16 protein-coding genes and 1 tRNA gene are annotated in these 15,982 nt (G+C 32.7%); 12 read left to right on the forward strand and 5 right to left on the reverse strand.

The annotated features are described in order from the left end of the window. The 3 genes from Q0075_RS06965 to Q0075_RS06975 form a co-directional block, all read left to right on the forward strand. A partial coding sequence (locus Q0075_RS06965) for a fibronectin type III domain-containing protein (protein ID WP_297868878.1) occupies nt 1-2,009 on the forward strand: 2,009 nt, incomplete at its 5' end. A gap of 40 nt (nt 2,010-2,049) precedes the next feature. After that, nucleotides 2,050-3,162: a hypothetical protein gene (locus tag Q0075_RS06970; protein WP_297868879.1), complete on the forward strand. Its 1,113-nt coding sequence runs from the start codon at nt 2,050-2,052 to the stop codon at nt 3,160-3,162. A 79-nt stretch (nt 3,163-3,241) separates the two neighbouring features. Continuing rightward, entirely contained in the window at nt 3,242-4,462 is a 1,221-nt protein-coding gene (locus Q0075_RS06975) for a TCR/Tet family MFS transporter (protein ID WP_297868880.1), read from the forward strand. Here the strand turns inward: Q0075_RS06975 and Q0075_RS06980 are convergent, their stop codons facing one another. Further along, nucleotides 4,463-4,900: a retropepsin-like aspartic protease gene (locus tag Q0075_RS06980; RefSeq protein WP_026724487.1), complete on the reverse strand. Its 438-nt coding sequence runs from the start codon at nt 4,898-4,900 to the stop codon at nt 4,463-4,465. Between the two features lie 68 nt (nt 4,901-4,968). Between Q0075_RS06980 and Q0075_RS06985 the strand changes: the two genes are divergently transcribed. The 9 genes from Q0075_RS06985 (at nt 4,969) to Q0075_RS07025 (ending at nt 11,310) form a co-directional block, all read left to right on the forward strand. Continuing rightward, on the forward strand, nt 4,969-5,736 hold the full coding sequence (locus tag Q0075_RS06985) for a TatD family hydrolase (protein ID WP_297868881.1): 768 nt from the start codon (nt 4,969-4,971) through the stop codon (nt 5,734-5,736). A gap of 62 nt (nt 5,737-5,798) precedes the next feature. Continuing rightward, nucleotides 5,799-6,938 carry a 1-acyl-sn-glycerol-3-phosphate acyltransferase gene (locus Q0075_RS06990; protein ID WP_297868882.1) on the forward strand — a complete coding sequence of 380 codons (1,140 nt, stop codon included), beginning with the start codon at nt 5,799-5,801 and terminating at the stop codon, nt 6,936-6,938. Then, the gene (locus Q0075_RS06995; protein ID WP_297868883.1) at nt 6,925-7,956 is read left to right on the forward strand and encodes an asparaginase; all 1,032 of its coding nucleotides are present in this window, start codon (nt 6,925-6,927) and stop codon (nt 7,954-7,956) included. The genes Q0075_RS06990 and Q0075_RS06995 overlap by 14 nt, the downstream gene beginning before the upstream one ends. Before the next feature lie 75 nt (nt 7,957-8,031). Then, nucleotides 8,032-8,119 (forward strand) — tRNA-Ser (locus Q0075_RS07000). An 83-nt stretch (nt 8,120-8,202) separates the two neighbouring features. Next, nucleotides 8,203-9,024 carry a MotA/TolQ/ExbB proton channel family protein gene (locus Q0075_RS07005; protein ID WP_297868884.1) on the forward strand — a complete coding sequence of 274 codons (822 nt, stop codon included), beginning with the start codon at nt 8,203-8,205 and terminating at the stop codon, nt 9,022-9,024. Between the two features lie 20 nt (nt 9,025-9,044). Beyond that, the gene (locus Q0075_RS07010) at nt 9,045-9,473 is read left to right on the forward strand and encodes a hypothetical protein (protein WP_297868885.1); all 429 of its coding nucleotides are present in this window, start codon (nt 9,045-9,047) and stop codon (nt 9,471-9,473) included. Between the two features lie 5 nt (nt 9,474-9,478). After that, a complete protein-coding gene (locus Q0075_RS07015) occupies nt 9,479-10,090 on the forward strand; it encodes a biopolymer transporter ExbD (RefSeq protein WP_297868886.1) in 612 nt (203 codons plus the stop codon). A 20-nt stretch (nt 10,091-10,110) separates the two neighbouring features. Further along, nucleotides 10,111-10,584, forward strand: a complete 474-nt coding sequence (locus Q0075_RS07020; protein ID WP_297868887.1) for a biopolymer transporter ExbD — start codon at nt 10,111-10,113, stop codon at nt 10,582-10,584. A gap of 69 nt (nt 10,585-10,653) precedes the next feature. Continuing rightward, entirely contained in the window at nt 10,654-11,310 is a 657-nt protein-coding gene (locus Q0075_RS07025) for a porin family protein (protein ID WP_297868888.1), read from the forward strand. Between the two features lie 563 nt (nt 11,311-11,873). Here the strand turns inward: Q0075_RS07025 and Q0075_RS07030 are convergent. From Q0075_RS07030 to asnS, 4 genes are all read right to left on the reverse strand, one after another. Then, the gene (locus tag Q0075_RS07030; protein WP_297868889.1) at nt 11,874-12,485 is read right to left on the reverse strand and encodes a hypothetical protein; all 612 of its coding nucleotides are present in this window, start codon (nt 12,483-12,485) and stop codon (nt 11,874-11,876) included. 4 nt (nt 12,486-12,489) lie between these two features. After that, nucleotides 12,490-13,953 carry an RNA polymerase factor sigma-54 gene (rpoN, locus tag Q0075_RS07035; protein WP_297868890.1) on the reverse strand — a complete coding sequence of 488 codons (1,464 nt, stop codon included), beginning with the start codon at nt 13,951-13,953 and terminating at the stop codon, nt 12,490-12,492. Nucleotides 13,954-14,012: 59 nt separating this feature from the next. Beyond that, nucleotides 14,013-14,399 (reverse strand): GxxExxY protein, encoded by a 387-nt coding sequence (locus Q0075_RS07040; RefSeq protein WP_297868891.1) that lies wholly within the window; start codon nt 14,397-14,399, stop codon nt 14,013-14,015. A 112-nt stretch (nt 14,400-14,511) separates the two neighbouring features. Continuing rightward, nucleotides 14,512-15,960: an asparagine--tRNA ligase gene (gene asnS / locus Q0075_RS07045; protein ID WP_297868892.1), complete on the reverse strand. Its 1,449-nt coding sequence runs from the start codon at nt 15,958-15,960 to the stop codon at nt 14,512-14,514. Nucleotides 15,961-15,982: the final 22 nt, after the last annotated feature.

Consider the following 15,982-nt stretch of genomic DNA (forward strand, 5'->3'; position numbering starts at 1 on the left):
TATCAAATATAACATCCAATTCTTGTAAAATGACTTGGACAGCGGCATCACCAGTGCCTTCTTCTCATTATGATATTTATATTGTTACAGCTAATATAGCCCCTAATGCAAATTCTACTCCTACCTTATTTAGTACAACTAACTTAAATACTACTCTCTATTTGAATGTTGCGGCAGGTACGACTTATTACTACTGGGTACGCTCTAACTGTGGAGCTACAACTGGTGTATGGGTTTCGGGTGGTAGTTTTACTACACCACCTGCGTTAATTTGTAACGGTGCAATTTATGGATTATATCCTGATGCAACTTTTACACCTGCTTGTACTGGAAGTTCAGAACAAATCGTTGCAGATGCTTATGCTGGAGAGTATTCAAATGTAAATGTCTTGTCAAATAAACAATATACTTTTAGAAGTTCAGTTTCCACAGACTTTATTACCATAACTAATGCTACAGGGACAACGGTTTTAGCTAGTGGTTTAACTCCTTTAACATGGTTATCTGGTACAACTTCTGGAGTAGTTAGATACCATTTGAATGCCAATTCTAGTTGTGGAACTCAAAACACAAACAGAGTAAGATCTATTACATGTGCTGCAATAGCAAGCTGTAATGTTCCAACCCAACTATTTTATGATGGTTTAACTTCAACTTCAAATAATATTGCATGGACGGCACCAAATCCAGCACCAAGCAATGGTTATACTTATTGTTATAGCACAGTAAACGATCCATTTTCTGCTAATGCAATCACAGGAACAACAACAAATACTTTTGCGACTTTAAATAGTTTATCACCAAATACTACTTATTATTTTTGGGTAAAATCTAATTGTGGCGCAACACAATCTAATTGGGCTTCTGGTGGTTCGTTTACCACATATCCAGCATCTGGATGTAACGCACCAACGCAAATATATTACGATGGGTTAACCTCTACAACAAATACTATTGCATGGGTAGCGCCGATTCCTGCACCAAGTAATGGTTATGTTTATTGTTACAGCACAGTAAACGATCCGTTTGCTGATGACGTAATCACAGGATCAACAACAGAGACTTATGCGAATTTAACCAATTTAACACCAAACACTACTTATTATTTTTGGGTAAAATCTAATTGCGGACAAATACAAACGGATTGGGCTTCTGGTGGTTCGTTTACCACATATCCATCAGCATCTGGGTGTAACGCACCAACGCAAATATATTACGATGGGTTAACCTCTACAACAAATACTATTGCATGGATAGAAGGTGTGCCTACACCAAGTAATGGCTATGTTTATTGTTACAGTACAGTAAACGATCCGTTTTCAGCTAATGCAATTACAGGAACAACGACAGAGACTTATGCGAATTTAACCAATTTATTACCAAACACTACCTATTATTTTTGGGTAAAATCTATCTGTGGTAACACACAAACGGATTGGGCTTCGGGTGGCTCATTTACCACATATCCACAATCTCAATGTAACGCTCCTACGCAATTATTTACTGATCCAGAATCGTCAACATTGGTAAATATTGCATGGACTGCACCAATTCCTGCACCAAGTAATGGTTATATTTACACTTACAGTATTGTAAATGACCCATTTTCGGCTAATGCAATTACAGGAACAACGACAGAGACTTTTGCGGTTTTAAATAATTTAACACCAAATACTACCTATTATTTTTGGGTACAATCTAATTGTGGCGCTACCTTATCTGACAGGGTTTCGGGAGGTTCATTTACCACCCAAATGCTTTCTGCGGGATCATTCTCAATAAAAAATTTAAAGCTTTATCCAAATCCTGTAAAAGATATTTTAAATCTGTCATTAGATAATGAAATTACTACTGTTTCTATAAATAATTTATTAGGTCAAGAAGTTTTTACAAGAACAGTAAATAACAATGAAATTTCAATAGATATTACAGGTTTAGCTGCAGGAACTTATATGGTGAAAGTAATTTCTAACAATGAAGTAAGAACAATAAAAATTATTAAAGAGTAAATTCTATACTTAAATATAAACATAAAAAATTAAAGTCAATATGAAAAAACAAGTAGTATTATTTGGATTATTACTAATGTCATTTGGTAGTAGTAACGCACAATTATTAAATAAGATTAGTAAAGCTAAAAATCAAGCTTCACAAGCATCTGAAGTTATTGAAAAAGGTAAAGAAATTACCAAAGGAGGTAAAAAGAAAAAAGGCGGTGAACCAGCAGCATTAAAGTTAGATTGGAATACTTTTAAACAAACTCCAGCTATTACTTTCAATTCGTTACTTTATGGAACAGGAAGTAGCACAGGAAGAATTGATAACTATACGGCTACTTTTATTCCTCATAAAACGGCAGACGGTAAAGAAGTTCATGCCTTCGCTGATCAATCTGGATATTTGAAAATCAAAATATTTAAAGATAATCAATACATGAATTATTTTGAATATTCAGGAGATCAAGTTTTTGATGATGGTAAAAAAACAAAATTAAATTGGCCAAGTAGTCGTTATCAACGTGATGGTGAATGGGTAGGATGGTCAGAATCATTTATTACAGATTGGGGAGTTGGAAATTACAGATTAGATTTTTATGCAGGAGATAAAATGTTTTATACTTTTGATTTTGAATTAGCTAAAATAGTAAGCGATGATCCTTATGCAAAAACAAATGAAATTTTTGTTACTCGTGGACCTTGGAGTAACTACGCATTTATGCAACATGCAGAATCTGGAAACTTAATTTTTGGATTTTATTTAAATCATGAAATTTTACAACCAAATCCTTCTAACGCTAATAAAACAAGCATAAGTGTAGATTGGACTTTGAAAATGTTTAAAGATGGTAAACCATTTGCAAAACAATACGATCCAAATAAAAACGTAGCAATTGTTGAACGTGCTGATTGGAAAGAATTTAATTGTGCATTAAGACCAATCGACAAACCAAATGGAGATGCAATAAAATTTAGTGATTTAAAAGATGGTAATTATAAAATAGAAGTAACTCTTTCAAATGAAAAAAAACCAAGAGTTTACAATTTTACGGTTCAAAACAACAAAATAGTTCCGATAGAAGAACAAGACAGAACTAAAATGAAAGATCCTACAAGACTTATAGAAGGATGGAATGATTTCATTTGGTTGAAATTAGTTAAGTAATAATAAATTAGACAATATTAAATCCCAAACTTCAAAAGAGTTTGGGATTTTTCTTTACTTTGTAAGTCAAAATTTAGCTATGAAAAAATCTAAGAAGCAAGCAGCCGTTGGTTTCATCTTTATTACCGTTTTGTTAGATGTTATTGGATGGGGAATTATTATTCCTGTAATCCCAAATTTAATCAAAGAACTAATCAATGGCGATATTAGCGAAGCAGCAAAATATGGTGGTTGGTTAACTTTCGCTTATGCGATTACCCAATTCATTTTTGCTCCAGTCATAGGAAATTTAAGTGATAAATATGGAAGACGCCCGGTATTGTTAACTTCTTTGTTTGCTTTTTCTTTAGATTTTTTATTGTTAGCTTTTGCGCCCACAATTACTTGGTTATTTATTGGTAGAATTTTATCTGGAATTACTGGAGCAAGTTTTACCACTGCTTCTGCTTACATTGCCGATGTGAGTACAAATGAAAATCGAGCTAAGAATTTTGGATTGATGGGAGCGGCATTCGGATTAGGATTTATTATTGGTCCGGTTTTAGGAGGTTTGTTAGGACAATTTGGAACAAGAATTCCTTTTATTGCAGCCGCTATTTTGTGTATGTTAAACTTTCTATACGGCTATTTTATTCTTCCAGAATCTTTAGATAAGGACAAAAGAAGAGCATTCGAATTAAAAAGAGCCAATCCAATCGGAGCTTTATTACATTTGAAAAAATATCCAAATTTGATTGGTTTAGTTCTAGCTATTTTTGTTCTCTATGTTGGTTCTCATGCGGTACAAAGCAACTGGAATTATTTCACCATGTACCAATTTAATTGGACAGAAAAAATGGTAGGAATTTCTCTAGGAGTCATCGGATTATTAGTCGGAATTGTTCAAGGAGGATTGATTCGTTGGATCAATCCAAAAATTGGAAATGTAAAAAGTATCTATTTCGGATTAGCGTTATATACTATCGGAATGTTCTTATTCGCTTTTGCCACTGAAAGCTGGATGATGTTTGTTTTCTTAATTCCTTACTGTTTAGGAGGAATTGCTGGACCAGCCTTACAAGCTGTAGTTTCTGAACAAGTACCTCCGTCAGAACAAGGCGAAATTCAAGGAACTTTAACTAGTTTAATGAGTGCTTCTTCAATTGTAGGTCCACCGATGATGGCATCCGTTTTTTATTATTTTACTCACGATGAAGCGCCTTTTTTATTTCCAGGAGCGCCCTTTATTTTAGGTGGAATTTTCATGTTGATTAGCACGATTTTAGCTTATCGAACACTGAAGAAATATCATTCGAATTAGTTATTTCAAATACAAACAATGATTGCTATAATCAATAATTGCTTTTCCTTTTAGTAAAATATCGGCACCAATAATACCATCAACTGGTTTGGTTTTGTAATGACGAAGCGCATCATTTACGTGGCTCATATCAAATACAATTAAGTGGAATTTGTGGTTTTTCCATCTGCCTAATTGAATTTCATTGTTTTTAGCTAATTGGGTTTCAATTCCAGTAGCTCCAGCTCCAGCTGCTTTGGTTTCTGAAAATTGGGCGTCTAATTTGAAATGTTCAATACTTTCAAATCCAACACAACTGTTACTCGCTCCGGTGTCTAAAATAAAGTTGCCTTTTACGCCATTTATCTTTCCTTTGATTAATAAATGTTGGGTTTTCAGTACCGTAAACTTTATTTTTTTATATTTTTTCCCTTTTAAAAAATCTTGTAAATCTTCCATAGTTCAAAAGTAAATCAAATTTCTGAATCAAACTTTGTAACTTTGGAGCTTTGTAATCAAAAACACAAATGATACTTACCGATACACACACTCATTTATATTCAGAAGAATTTGATTTAGATCGCAACGAAATGATGCAAAGAGCCATTAATGCTGGCGTTTCTCGTTTTTTTGTTCCTGCTATCGATTCTAATTACACATCCAAAATGTACGAATTAGAGAGCCAATATCCCGAAAATGTGTTTCTAATGATGGGTTTACATCCAACATATGTGAAGGAAAATTACTTGGAAGAATTGGCGCATGTAGAAAATGAATTAGCTTCGAGAAAATTTTATGCTGTTGGCGAAATTGGAATCGATTTGTTTTGGGATAAAACCTTTTTGAAAGAACAACAACACGCTTTCAAGCACCAAATTCAACTAGCAAAAAAGCACAAATTAGGAATCAACATTCATTGTCGTGATGCTTTTGATGAGGTTTTCGAAGTTTTAGAAAGTGAAAAATCGGATGATTTATTCGGTATATTTCATTGTTTTACCGGTGATTTGGGTCAAGCCCAAAGAGCGATTTCGTTAGGAATGAAACTCGGAATAGGTGGAGTTGCCACATTCAAAAACGGAAAAATAGACCAATTTTTAAATGAAATCGATTTGAAACACATTGTTTTAGAAACCGATTCGCCATATTTAGCACCAGTTCCATATCGTGGAAAACGAAATGAAAGCAGTTATACTTTATTGGTAGCTCAAAAGTTAGCCGAAATTTATCAGTTGCCTGTTGAGGAAATTGCAAGAATTACTTCAGAAAACTCAAAACAAATTTTCGGAATTTAACCTAAAATAAAGTTTCAATTCATAAAATTTTTGTTCTTTTGTGAATTGTTTTCAAAATAAATATGACAAAGTTCGATTCTATTCGCCCTTATTATGATTCTGAAGTAAACGAAGCTTTAAAGTCTTTGTTGCATCATCCTATGATGAAGGCTATGATGGATTTTACGTTTCCAGAATTAGAAGATGAAGTTTGGAAAGAACAATTGAGTAGAACGCATTCTATTCGCGATTTCCAAGTAAATTTTGTTTATCAATCCATACAAAGAGTTTTAGAAAGAAGTTCGGAAGGACTTACAACTTCGGGTTTTGAGCAATTAGAACCAAATACTTCGTACTTATTTATTTCTAATCATCGTGATATTATTTTAGATACCTCTTTATTGAATGTTTCCTTGATTGATCATGGATTGGTAATGACGGCTTCTGCTATTGGAGATAATTTGGTACAAAAAGATTTCTTGTTGAAACTATCAAAATTAAATCGAAACTTCCTTGTTCAACGTGGTTTATCACCAAGAGAATTATTACAAAGTTCTAAGTTGATGGCGGAATACATGTATCATTTATTGTCTAAAGAAAATCGTTCAGTTTGGATTGCTCAGCGTGAAGGAAGAACAAAAGACGGAAATGATGCTACTCATCAAGGTGTTTTAAAAATGATTGCTATGGCTTCTGATGAAACAAATTGTATGAACTTTTTCAAGAAATTAAAAATTGTTCCGGTTTCTATTTCGTATGAATATGATCCAACAGATGCTTTGAAAATGCCACAATTAATCGCACTTTCTAAAGACGAAGTATATATCAAGGAGAAAAACGAAGATTTCATTACGTTATTAAGTGGAATCATCGGGCAAAAGAAACGTATTCACATTCATGTAGGCGATGTTTTAGAAAATGAATACGAGAAAATTATTGCTGAAAACGATAACAATAACAAGCAAATTCAAGCTTTGGCACAAGTAATTGATGATTCTATTTTACAATCGTATAAATTATGGCCAACAAACTTCATTGCTTACGATATTTTATACAAAACAACTCGATTTGAACATTTGTACAACGAAAAAGAACGTCAATTGTTTGAAAGACGTTTAGAAATGCGAATTGATGCTGATAACGAAACCATGAGAGAAGGTTTTTTAGCTATGTACGCCAATCCAGTTGTGAATAAATTGAAATACACTGATGACATCTCATAAACCAAAAATACTTTTAATTTACACCGGTGGAACCATCGGAATGGTAAAAGATTTTGAAACAGGAGCCTTGAAAGCTTTTGATTTTAATGAGTTGTTAAGCAGAATTCCCGAATTACATTTATTAGATTGTCAAATTGAAACTATTTCATTTGCTGTTCCTATTGATTCGTCGAATATGAATATTTCCAATTGGCAAAAAATGGCCAAAATTATTGAGGAAAATTATTCAAAATTTGATGGATTTGTAGTTTTACATGGTTCGGATACGATGTCGTATAGCGCTTCTGCATTGAGTTTTATGTTGGAAGACCTAGCAAAACCAGTAATTTTCACGGGTTCACAATTACCAATTGGCGACTTAAGAACCGATGCTAAAGAAAATTTGATTACGGCTATTCAAGTAGCTTCGCTTCAAGAGAATAAAAAACCGGTAATTCAAGAAGTGTGTTTGTATTTCGAGTACAAATTATACAGAGGAAATCGCACGACAAAAATCAGCGCCGAACATTTTAATGCTTTTACGTCACCTAATTTTCCTGAACTAGCGGAATCTGGTGTACACTTGAAAGTAAATTATGACGTTATTCTGAAACAAAAAGCAAATAAAAAGCTAAAAGTGCATACTGATTTTGATGATAATGTGGCGATTTTAAAGATTTTTCCTGGTATCAATCAGAAGGTTTTGACTGCTTTTTTCGCAATTCCGAATTTAAAAGGAATAGTTTTAGAAACGTATGGTTCTGGAAACGCTCCAACAGAGGATTGGTTTGTAAGATGTATCGAAAAGGCAATAAAAAACAATATTCACGTTATTAATGTAACGCAATGCAGTGGAGGTAGTGTGGCTATGGGGAGTTATGAGACAAGCACCCAGTTGAAAAATATTGGTGTTATTTCAGGAAAAGATATAACAACTGAGGCGGCAATCACTAAATTAATGTACTTGTTAGGTCAAAAAGTATCAATTAATGTGTTCAAGACTATTTTTGAAACAGGAATCAGAGGAGAAATGTTGTAAAAATAACGTATAAAATTTTTATAGATGAGATTTTTTACGTTATTTAGCACCCTTAAAATCGAGTATCGTTTCGATAGAGAGGTGGCCGAGTGGTCGAAGGCGCACGCCTGGAAAGTGTGTATACTCCAAAAGGGTATCGAGGGTTCGAATCCCTTCCTCTCTGCAGAATGATATTAATTTTAAAATTTTTATAAATATTTTATATCTTTAAACCCAATTAACTAATTAAATTTAAGAACAAAAGCGATGAAAAGATTATTTTCTATTTTAGCAATCACGGGGCTTATGACTTTTGGAAATGTTCAAGCTCAAGATTCAACACAAGCAGCAGCTCCTGCTACAGAACAAGTAGCTGATACAACAGCAACACAAGCAACAAACGATGAAGCTACTACGGCAACTGATGAGGCTGTAGCTGAAGAAGCTACTTTTACTCAATCTATGAAGAAACGTTTTATTGAAGGAGATCCTATTTGGATGTCACCAGTATTATTGTGTTTAATTTTAGGTTTAGCAATTGCTATTGAAAGAATTATTTATTTAAATCTTTCAACTATCAATACTAAAAAATTCGTTTCTGAAGTTGAAACAGCATTAAATAATGGTGGTATTGAAGCTGCTAAAGAAGTGGCTAAAAATACAGCTGGTCCTGTTGCATCTATTTTCTATCAAGGTTTAGAGCGTTCTTCACATGGATTAGAGTCTGCTGAAAAATCTATCGTTGCTTACGGTGGTGTTCAAATGGGTCAATTAGAGAAAAACGTATCATGGGTTTCTTTATTTATTGCACTTGCACCGATGTTAGGATTCTTAGGTACGGTAATTGGTATGATTGTTGCGTTTGACCAAATTGAGTCAGCAGGATCTATGGAGCCATCATTAGTTGCTGGAGGTATTAAAGTAGCGTTATTAACAACGGTATTTGGTCTTATCGTAGCGATGATTCTTCAAGTATTCTACAATTATATTACAGCTAAAATCGACTCTATCGTTAATGATATGGAAGATGCTTCTATCAGCTTAGTTGATATGTTGTCAGATTACTTCAAAGAGAAATTAAACAAATAATACATTAACAAATTGTTGTTATGAACGTATACAAAATTTCAAAAATTTTAGTAATTATAATTGGTGTTATTGCTTCGATATTATTCGTATCTACATTGGGTATGGAAGTATCTATGGATAATAATTCCTATATTGTAGATTACTTTATATATATATCTTATTTAGCAATGGCTGTTGCTTTCTTTTCTGTGGTTTATTTTGTATTTAAAAACTTAATTACACACAAAGATCAGTTAAGAAGAGCTCTTATTTCGATGGGATTGTTTGCAGCAGTTATATTAATTGCTTTTATATTAGCTGACAGTACTGAAGTTAAATTAAAAGATGGTGGAGTTATTTCTTCATTCGCTTCTAAATTAATTAGTACAAGTTTGAATACATTTTACATTCTTGCTTTTATTTCGGTTGCTGTACTAGGATGGACTGGTTTTTCTAAATTTAAAAAATAATCATCATGGGTAAAAAAAGAGGTGCACCGCCAGAAGTGAATGCTGGTTCTATGGCAGATATTGCATTCTTACTTTTAATTTTCTTCTTAGTTACTACCACTATTGGTGTTGACCAAGGGATTAATAGACTTTTGCCTCGTTATGAAGAGAATCCTCCTGTACCACCAATTAATGAAAGAAATATATTAACAGTTTTAGTAAATAAAGATAATCAGTTACTTGTAGAAGAAAAATTGGTTGACATAAAAGATTTAAGACAAACTGCTATTGATTTCTTAGAGAATAATGGTAAAGGGACATGTACTTATTGTAATGGTAAAAAAGATCCAAATTCTTCAGATAGTCCTGAGGATGCTGTGATTTCATTAAATAATGACGGGCAAACTTCTTATGAAACATATATTGCAGTTCAAAATGAACTTGTAGCTGCATATAATTTTTTAAGAGATAGAGAATGTAAGAAGCGATTTGGAATGTCTTTTACGGAGATGGATTATATTTTTAATGATCCTGCTTCTAAAGCAACTGAAGGTTTAGTTGAAGATCTAGAACCAAAAGTTAAAAAGATTCAGGAGTTGTTTCCAATGAGACTTTCAGAAGCTGAACCTAAAAAATAACAATATAATATTAAGAAAGTATGTCTAAATTTAAAAAGAAAACTACAGGCGAAACTCCTGCAATTTCAACAGCGTCTTTACCTGATATTGTATTTATGCTTTTGTTCTTCTTCATGACAGCAACTACAATGAAGGATACTGATTTAAAAATTGAAAATACTTTACCAAAAGCAAATCAAACTGCTAAGTTGCACAAGAAAGAGTTTGTAATGTATATTTACGCTGGTAAACCTAGTGAAAGATATAGAGCAACTCTTGGCGGTTCAGATCGTATTCAATTAGCTGATAAAATGGCTTCGCCTTCAGAAATCAGAAACTTTGTAATTACTGAAAGAGCACAACGTAACTCTGAAGATGAAAAATATCTTACAGCATCCTTGAAAATTGACAGAAATGTAAAAATGGGATTAGTAAGTGCTATCAAATTAGAATTGCGTAAAATAGAGCAATTAAAAGTAAATTATACTACAGCAAAAGGAAATCCTGTTGAATAGGATTTATTTAAAATAAAAAAAGGTACGCAATTGCGTACCTTTTTTTATTATTTTTATAAAAAAAATAGAATGCGTTTTTTTCCTCTTCTTTTTGTACTAGTTTTTAATTTTAGTTTTTCACAAACTGAACCTCTAACTGTGGTTGATTCATTATTCAGAGAAGATCAATTTTATATTTCAGTATCATATAACGTATTACGAAAATCACCGACTAATTTTAGTCAGTATTCTTTTTCAACAGGATTATCAGGTGGTTTTTTGAGAGATTTCCCTATATCTAAAAATAGACGTTGGGCAATTGCACCAGGAATTGGATACTCGTTTAATGATTTAAAGCAGAATATTGATTTTTCTTCTATTTCTGATAATACATCCTCAGAGATTGTTAAAAGTAGAATTCTATTACATTATCTAGATTTTCCTTTAGAAATTCGTTGGAGAAATGCTACTCCAAATAGTCATAAATTTTGGAGAATTTATGGGGGAGTTATGGCAAGTTATTTAATCAATGGTAAGTTTAAATATGAAGGAGATTTAGGTCCTAGAACTGAAAATATAAATGATTTGTTGAATAAATTTCAGTACGCAACGTATTTAACTTTCGGATTTAACACTTGGAATGCTTACATTCATTATGGTTTAAATCCTTATTTTGACAAAGATAAAACCGCTGCTGAAAACAATATGACGTCGTTGAAAATTGGTTTGATGTTTTATATTTTGTAATTAAATTATAGTAAAATTGGATAAATTAAGGCGCAAAACTATGTATAAAACAACATTTTATTCTAATGTTAAAATGTTGTCTGATTTGCTTTTATTCTTAGCTATTTACCTCTTTTTCTTTTTTTATTTTAAAGATGCTATTGAACAAAATGTTCAAATTATTCTTATATTAACCTTCATTTTGTTGTTTCTGTTGCCAACTTGTATTGTTCATTATAATTATTATAAATTTAATAGAGGATATGTTTATTATTTCGAGCCAGATTTTATAAAGTGACAAGGGGTTAATGATATTTTGCTTTTGAATAAAAATGACATTGAAGAAATTATTTTTTTCATGTCACCTAATCGAATTTTTAGAAGCAGATTAATAAATTTCCCTTTTGAAAATTATTTTTATGGTAAGATAAAAAATGAGATCAGGAAAATCAATAATTATTACATGTTTATTATCTAATAAATTAGATGAGATTTTTGTTACTAATTACGGTGATGTTAAAATTAAAAAAATAAAAAGTTACATTACTTTAATAAAAGTATAGTTTATAAAAATCATCAAGGTATTATAACCAATACTGATACAAATACACTTGTGGTCCAGCTCCAATAATTATTCCTGCAATAAGTTCAGGATAGGTATGCGCTTTCATGTATAGTCGGGAGGAAGCAACTAATCCCATACAAACAATACAAAAGGCAACAAGATTTACAAAAGGCATTTGGTAATACATGCTCAAACCAAAAATAAAGCATGTTAAGGCGCTAATTCCAATCATGTGTAAACTGGCTTTGAATTTTAAAATGACGCTCGCTAAAACGATTACACTGCTTAAAAATCCGCCAAGAAAAAAGAAATACAACTCTGCAACTGTATCTCTTGAAACACTGAATTTTATCAATACAAATAATAAAACAGCTTGAACTGCAATTGGCATTTTTCTTTCGCTTATGCTGGCTTCGGTAAAAGAGGAAACAACGCCTAATGATCGAAATAAAAAATACATCGATAAAGGCAATAACAAAGTCAGAATCGTTACTTGAATTAACGTTACGATAATTTGTGAGTTGTAAAAGAAAGAATTGGCAATTAAAAAGAAAAACAAAGTCCCATATAAAGAAACAAATATGGGATGAAAAATATAGGAGAAAACAGGTAATATTTTTTTTAAATCCATCTTATTAGATTTTCTTTCTTAATCGCGCCACCGGAATGTCTAATTGTTCGCGGTATTTTGCGATGGTTCTTCTGGCAATTGGATAACCTCTTTCCTTTAAAATTTCTGCTAATTGATCGTCTGGCAATGGTTTTCTTTTATCTTCTTCCGAAATAACTTGTTGTAAGATATTTTTAATTTCTATAGTCGAAACTTCTTCCCCTTGATCGTTTGTCATAGATTCGCTAAAGAATTCTTTGATTAGTTTTGTTCCGTATGGCGTATCAACATATTTGCTATTGGCTACACGAGAAACCGTTGAAATATCTAATCCTACCATATCGGCAATATCTTTTAGAATCATTGGACGAAGTTTGGTTTCTTCTCCTTCTAAAAAATATTCTTTTTGATAATGCATAATGGCATTCATCGTAACATATAAGGTTTCCTGGCGCTGTTTAATCGCATCAATGAACCATTTTGCCGAATCTAATTTTTGTTTGATAAATTGTACCGCATCTTTTTGCGAACTCGATTTTTCAGAAGTGTCTTTGTAGCTCTGCAACATTTCCTGATAATCTTTAGAAACGTGCAATTCTGGTGCGTTTCTTCCGTTTAAGGAAAGTTCTAATTCGCCATCGATAATTCGAATCGTAAAATCGGGAACAATATGTTCAACTGCTTTTTGATTACCATCAAAACTTCCTCCTGGTTTTGGATTTAGTTTTTCAATTTCGTCAATAGCTTTGCGTAGTTGTTGTTGTGAAACGTCAAACTTTTGCAATAATTTATCGTAATGTTTTTTGGTAAAAGCATCGAATTGTTGTTCAATTACATTAATAGCCAAAGAAATTGAATCCGAAGGCGTTTTGTGTTTTAATTGCAGCAACAAGCATTCTTGTAAATCGCGTGCTCCAACTCCAGCTGGTTCTAATTCTTGTACCAAATGCAAAATACGTTCAACTGTAGTTTCATCGGTATAAATACCTTGAGTGAAAGCCATATCATCAACAATATCTTGAATTGTGCGTCTGATATAACCCATGTCGTCGATGCTTCCTACTAAAAATTCAGCAATGTCACGTTCCTCATCAGTTAAAATAAAAGTATTCAACTGATTGATTAAATCTTGATGAAAGCTCACTGGAGCCGCAAAGGGCATCGTTTTGTCTTCATCGTCATCGCTGTAATTGTTGGTTTGGTATTTATAATCTGGCGTTTCGTCATTGCTTAAATATTCGTCAATGTTGATGTCGCCTGTATCGATGTGATCGTTGTCGTAATCGTCGTAATCATCAGTATCACTTCCATAATCATCCAAATCGTAATTATCTTCTTTGCTACTTTCTTCCAAAGCAGGATTCTCCACTAATTCTTCTTGAAGACGTTGCTCAAAAGCTTGCGTAGGCAATTGAATTAACTTCATCAACTGAATTTGTTGAGGCGATAATTTTTGAGATAATTTGAATTGTAAACTGTGTTTTAACATAATAAGGCACTAATTTTGGCATCAGCCACAAAGACGCTAAGACGCCAAGTTTTTTTTAATTATTTTGAATTAATAAATCTTTTTATACCATTTTTAATAAGTGGAACATTAAAATTAATTAAAAATCCCAATTCATTGTTAGTCAGTTTTAAGTGACTTATGATTTGAGCATTCCAAACGGGATTTATAATATCAACTGCTTTAACTTCAATTATAATTGAATTTTCTACTATGATATCCAATCTCAAATATTCTTTAAGAGTTACACCGTCATAAATAATTGGCACTTCCACCTGACGTTTCACTTCAAGACCTGCTTTAGTAATTTCATAAACTAAACAGGCTTCATATACTTTTTCTAATAGACCTGGTCCTAATTCTTTATGAACTTTAAAAGCAGAATTTACTATAATTTTGGCAATTTGTTCAATTTTTTCATTTGGCATATAAGGTGTTTTTTTAATGGCTTTAATAAATGATTTTGGCTTTTATAATATATTTTTACAAGGCATTTTTAAATCTTCGTGCCTTAGTGTCTTTGTGGCAAAATATTGCGGCTTAGAATTCTGCGTTTTGTGGTGTTCTTGGGAAAGGAATTACATCTCTAATGTTACTCATTCCCGTTACAAAAAGCACTAATCTTTCAAAACCTAATCCGAAACCAGAGTGAACAGCCGAACCGAATCTTCTAGTGTCTAAATACCACCAAAGTTCTTCTTCGTCGATTCCTAAGGCTTTCATTTTTTCTACTAATACATCGTAACGTTCTTCTCTTTGCGAACCTCCAACGATTTCTCCAATTCCTGGGAATAAGATGTCCATTGCTCTAACGGTTTCTTTACCTGGTTCAGTGTTGTCGTTCAAACGCATGTAAAACGCTTTAATTTTTGCTGGATAATCAAATAAAATTACCGGACATTTAAAGTGTTTTTCTACTAAGAAACGTTCGTGCTCACTTTGTAAATCAGCACCCCATTCGTTAATGATATATTGGAATTTTTTCTTTTTATTTGGAGTTGAATCTTTTAAAATATCAATAGCTTCTGTATAAGAAACACGTTTGAAGTTGTTATCTAATACGAAACTTAATTTTTCCAAAAGCGTCATTTCGCTTCTATCTGCTTGAGGTTTTGACTTTTCTTCTTCTAACAATCTACTTTCTAAGAATTTCAAATCATCGCCACATTTATCAACGGTATATTTGATAACGTATTTGATGAAATCTTCTGCCAAATCCATGTTATCCGCTAAATCATTGAAAGCAACTTCTGGCTCAATCATCCAAAACTCAGCCAAGTGACGAGAAGTGTTTGAATTCTCCGCACGGAATGTTGGTCCAAAAGTATAAATTTGACCTAAAGCCATTGCAAAAGTTTCTCCTTCTAATTGTCCAGAAACGGTTAGATTCGTTTGTTTTCCGAAGAAATCTTCTTTGTAGTTGATGCTTCCGTCTTCGTTTCTTGGAGCCGAACCATCGATTGGCAAAGAAGTTACTTGAAACATTTCTCCAGCACCTTCAGCATCAGAACCTGTTATGATTGGTGTATTCACATAGAAAAATCCTTTCTCTTGGAAATATTGGTGTACTGCAAATGCTAACGTTGAACGCACACGCATGATAGCCCCAAAAGCATTGGTTCTAACACGTAAATGAGCATTTTCGCGTAAAAATTCTAACGAGTGTTTTTTAGGTTGCATTGGGAATTTCTCCGCATCGCTATCGCCTAAAATCTCTAATTTTGTTACTTGAATTTCTACTTTTTGTCCAGCACCACGGCTTTCTGCCAAAGTTCCTGTAACGCAAATTGCAGCTCCAGTTGTAATTCTTTTTAAGGTTTCATCAGGTGTGTTTTCAAAATCTACCACACACTGAATATTATGAATAGTCGAACCATCGTTCAACGCAATAAATTGATTGTTTCTAAATGTTCTAACCCAACCTTTTGCTGTTACTTCATGTAGTGTTTTCGTACTGTTTAAAAGGTCTATAACTTTTGAGTGTTTCATTTCTTTATGTATTATATAATGC

The organism is uncultured Flavobacterium sp., assembly GCF_937967675.1.
Taxonomy (GTDB): domain Bacteria; phylum Bacteroidota; class Bacteroidia; order Flavobacteriales; family Flavobacteriaceae; genus Flavobacterium.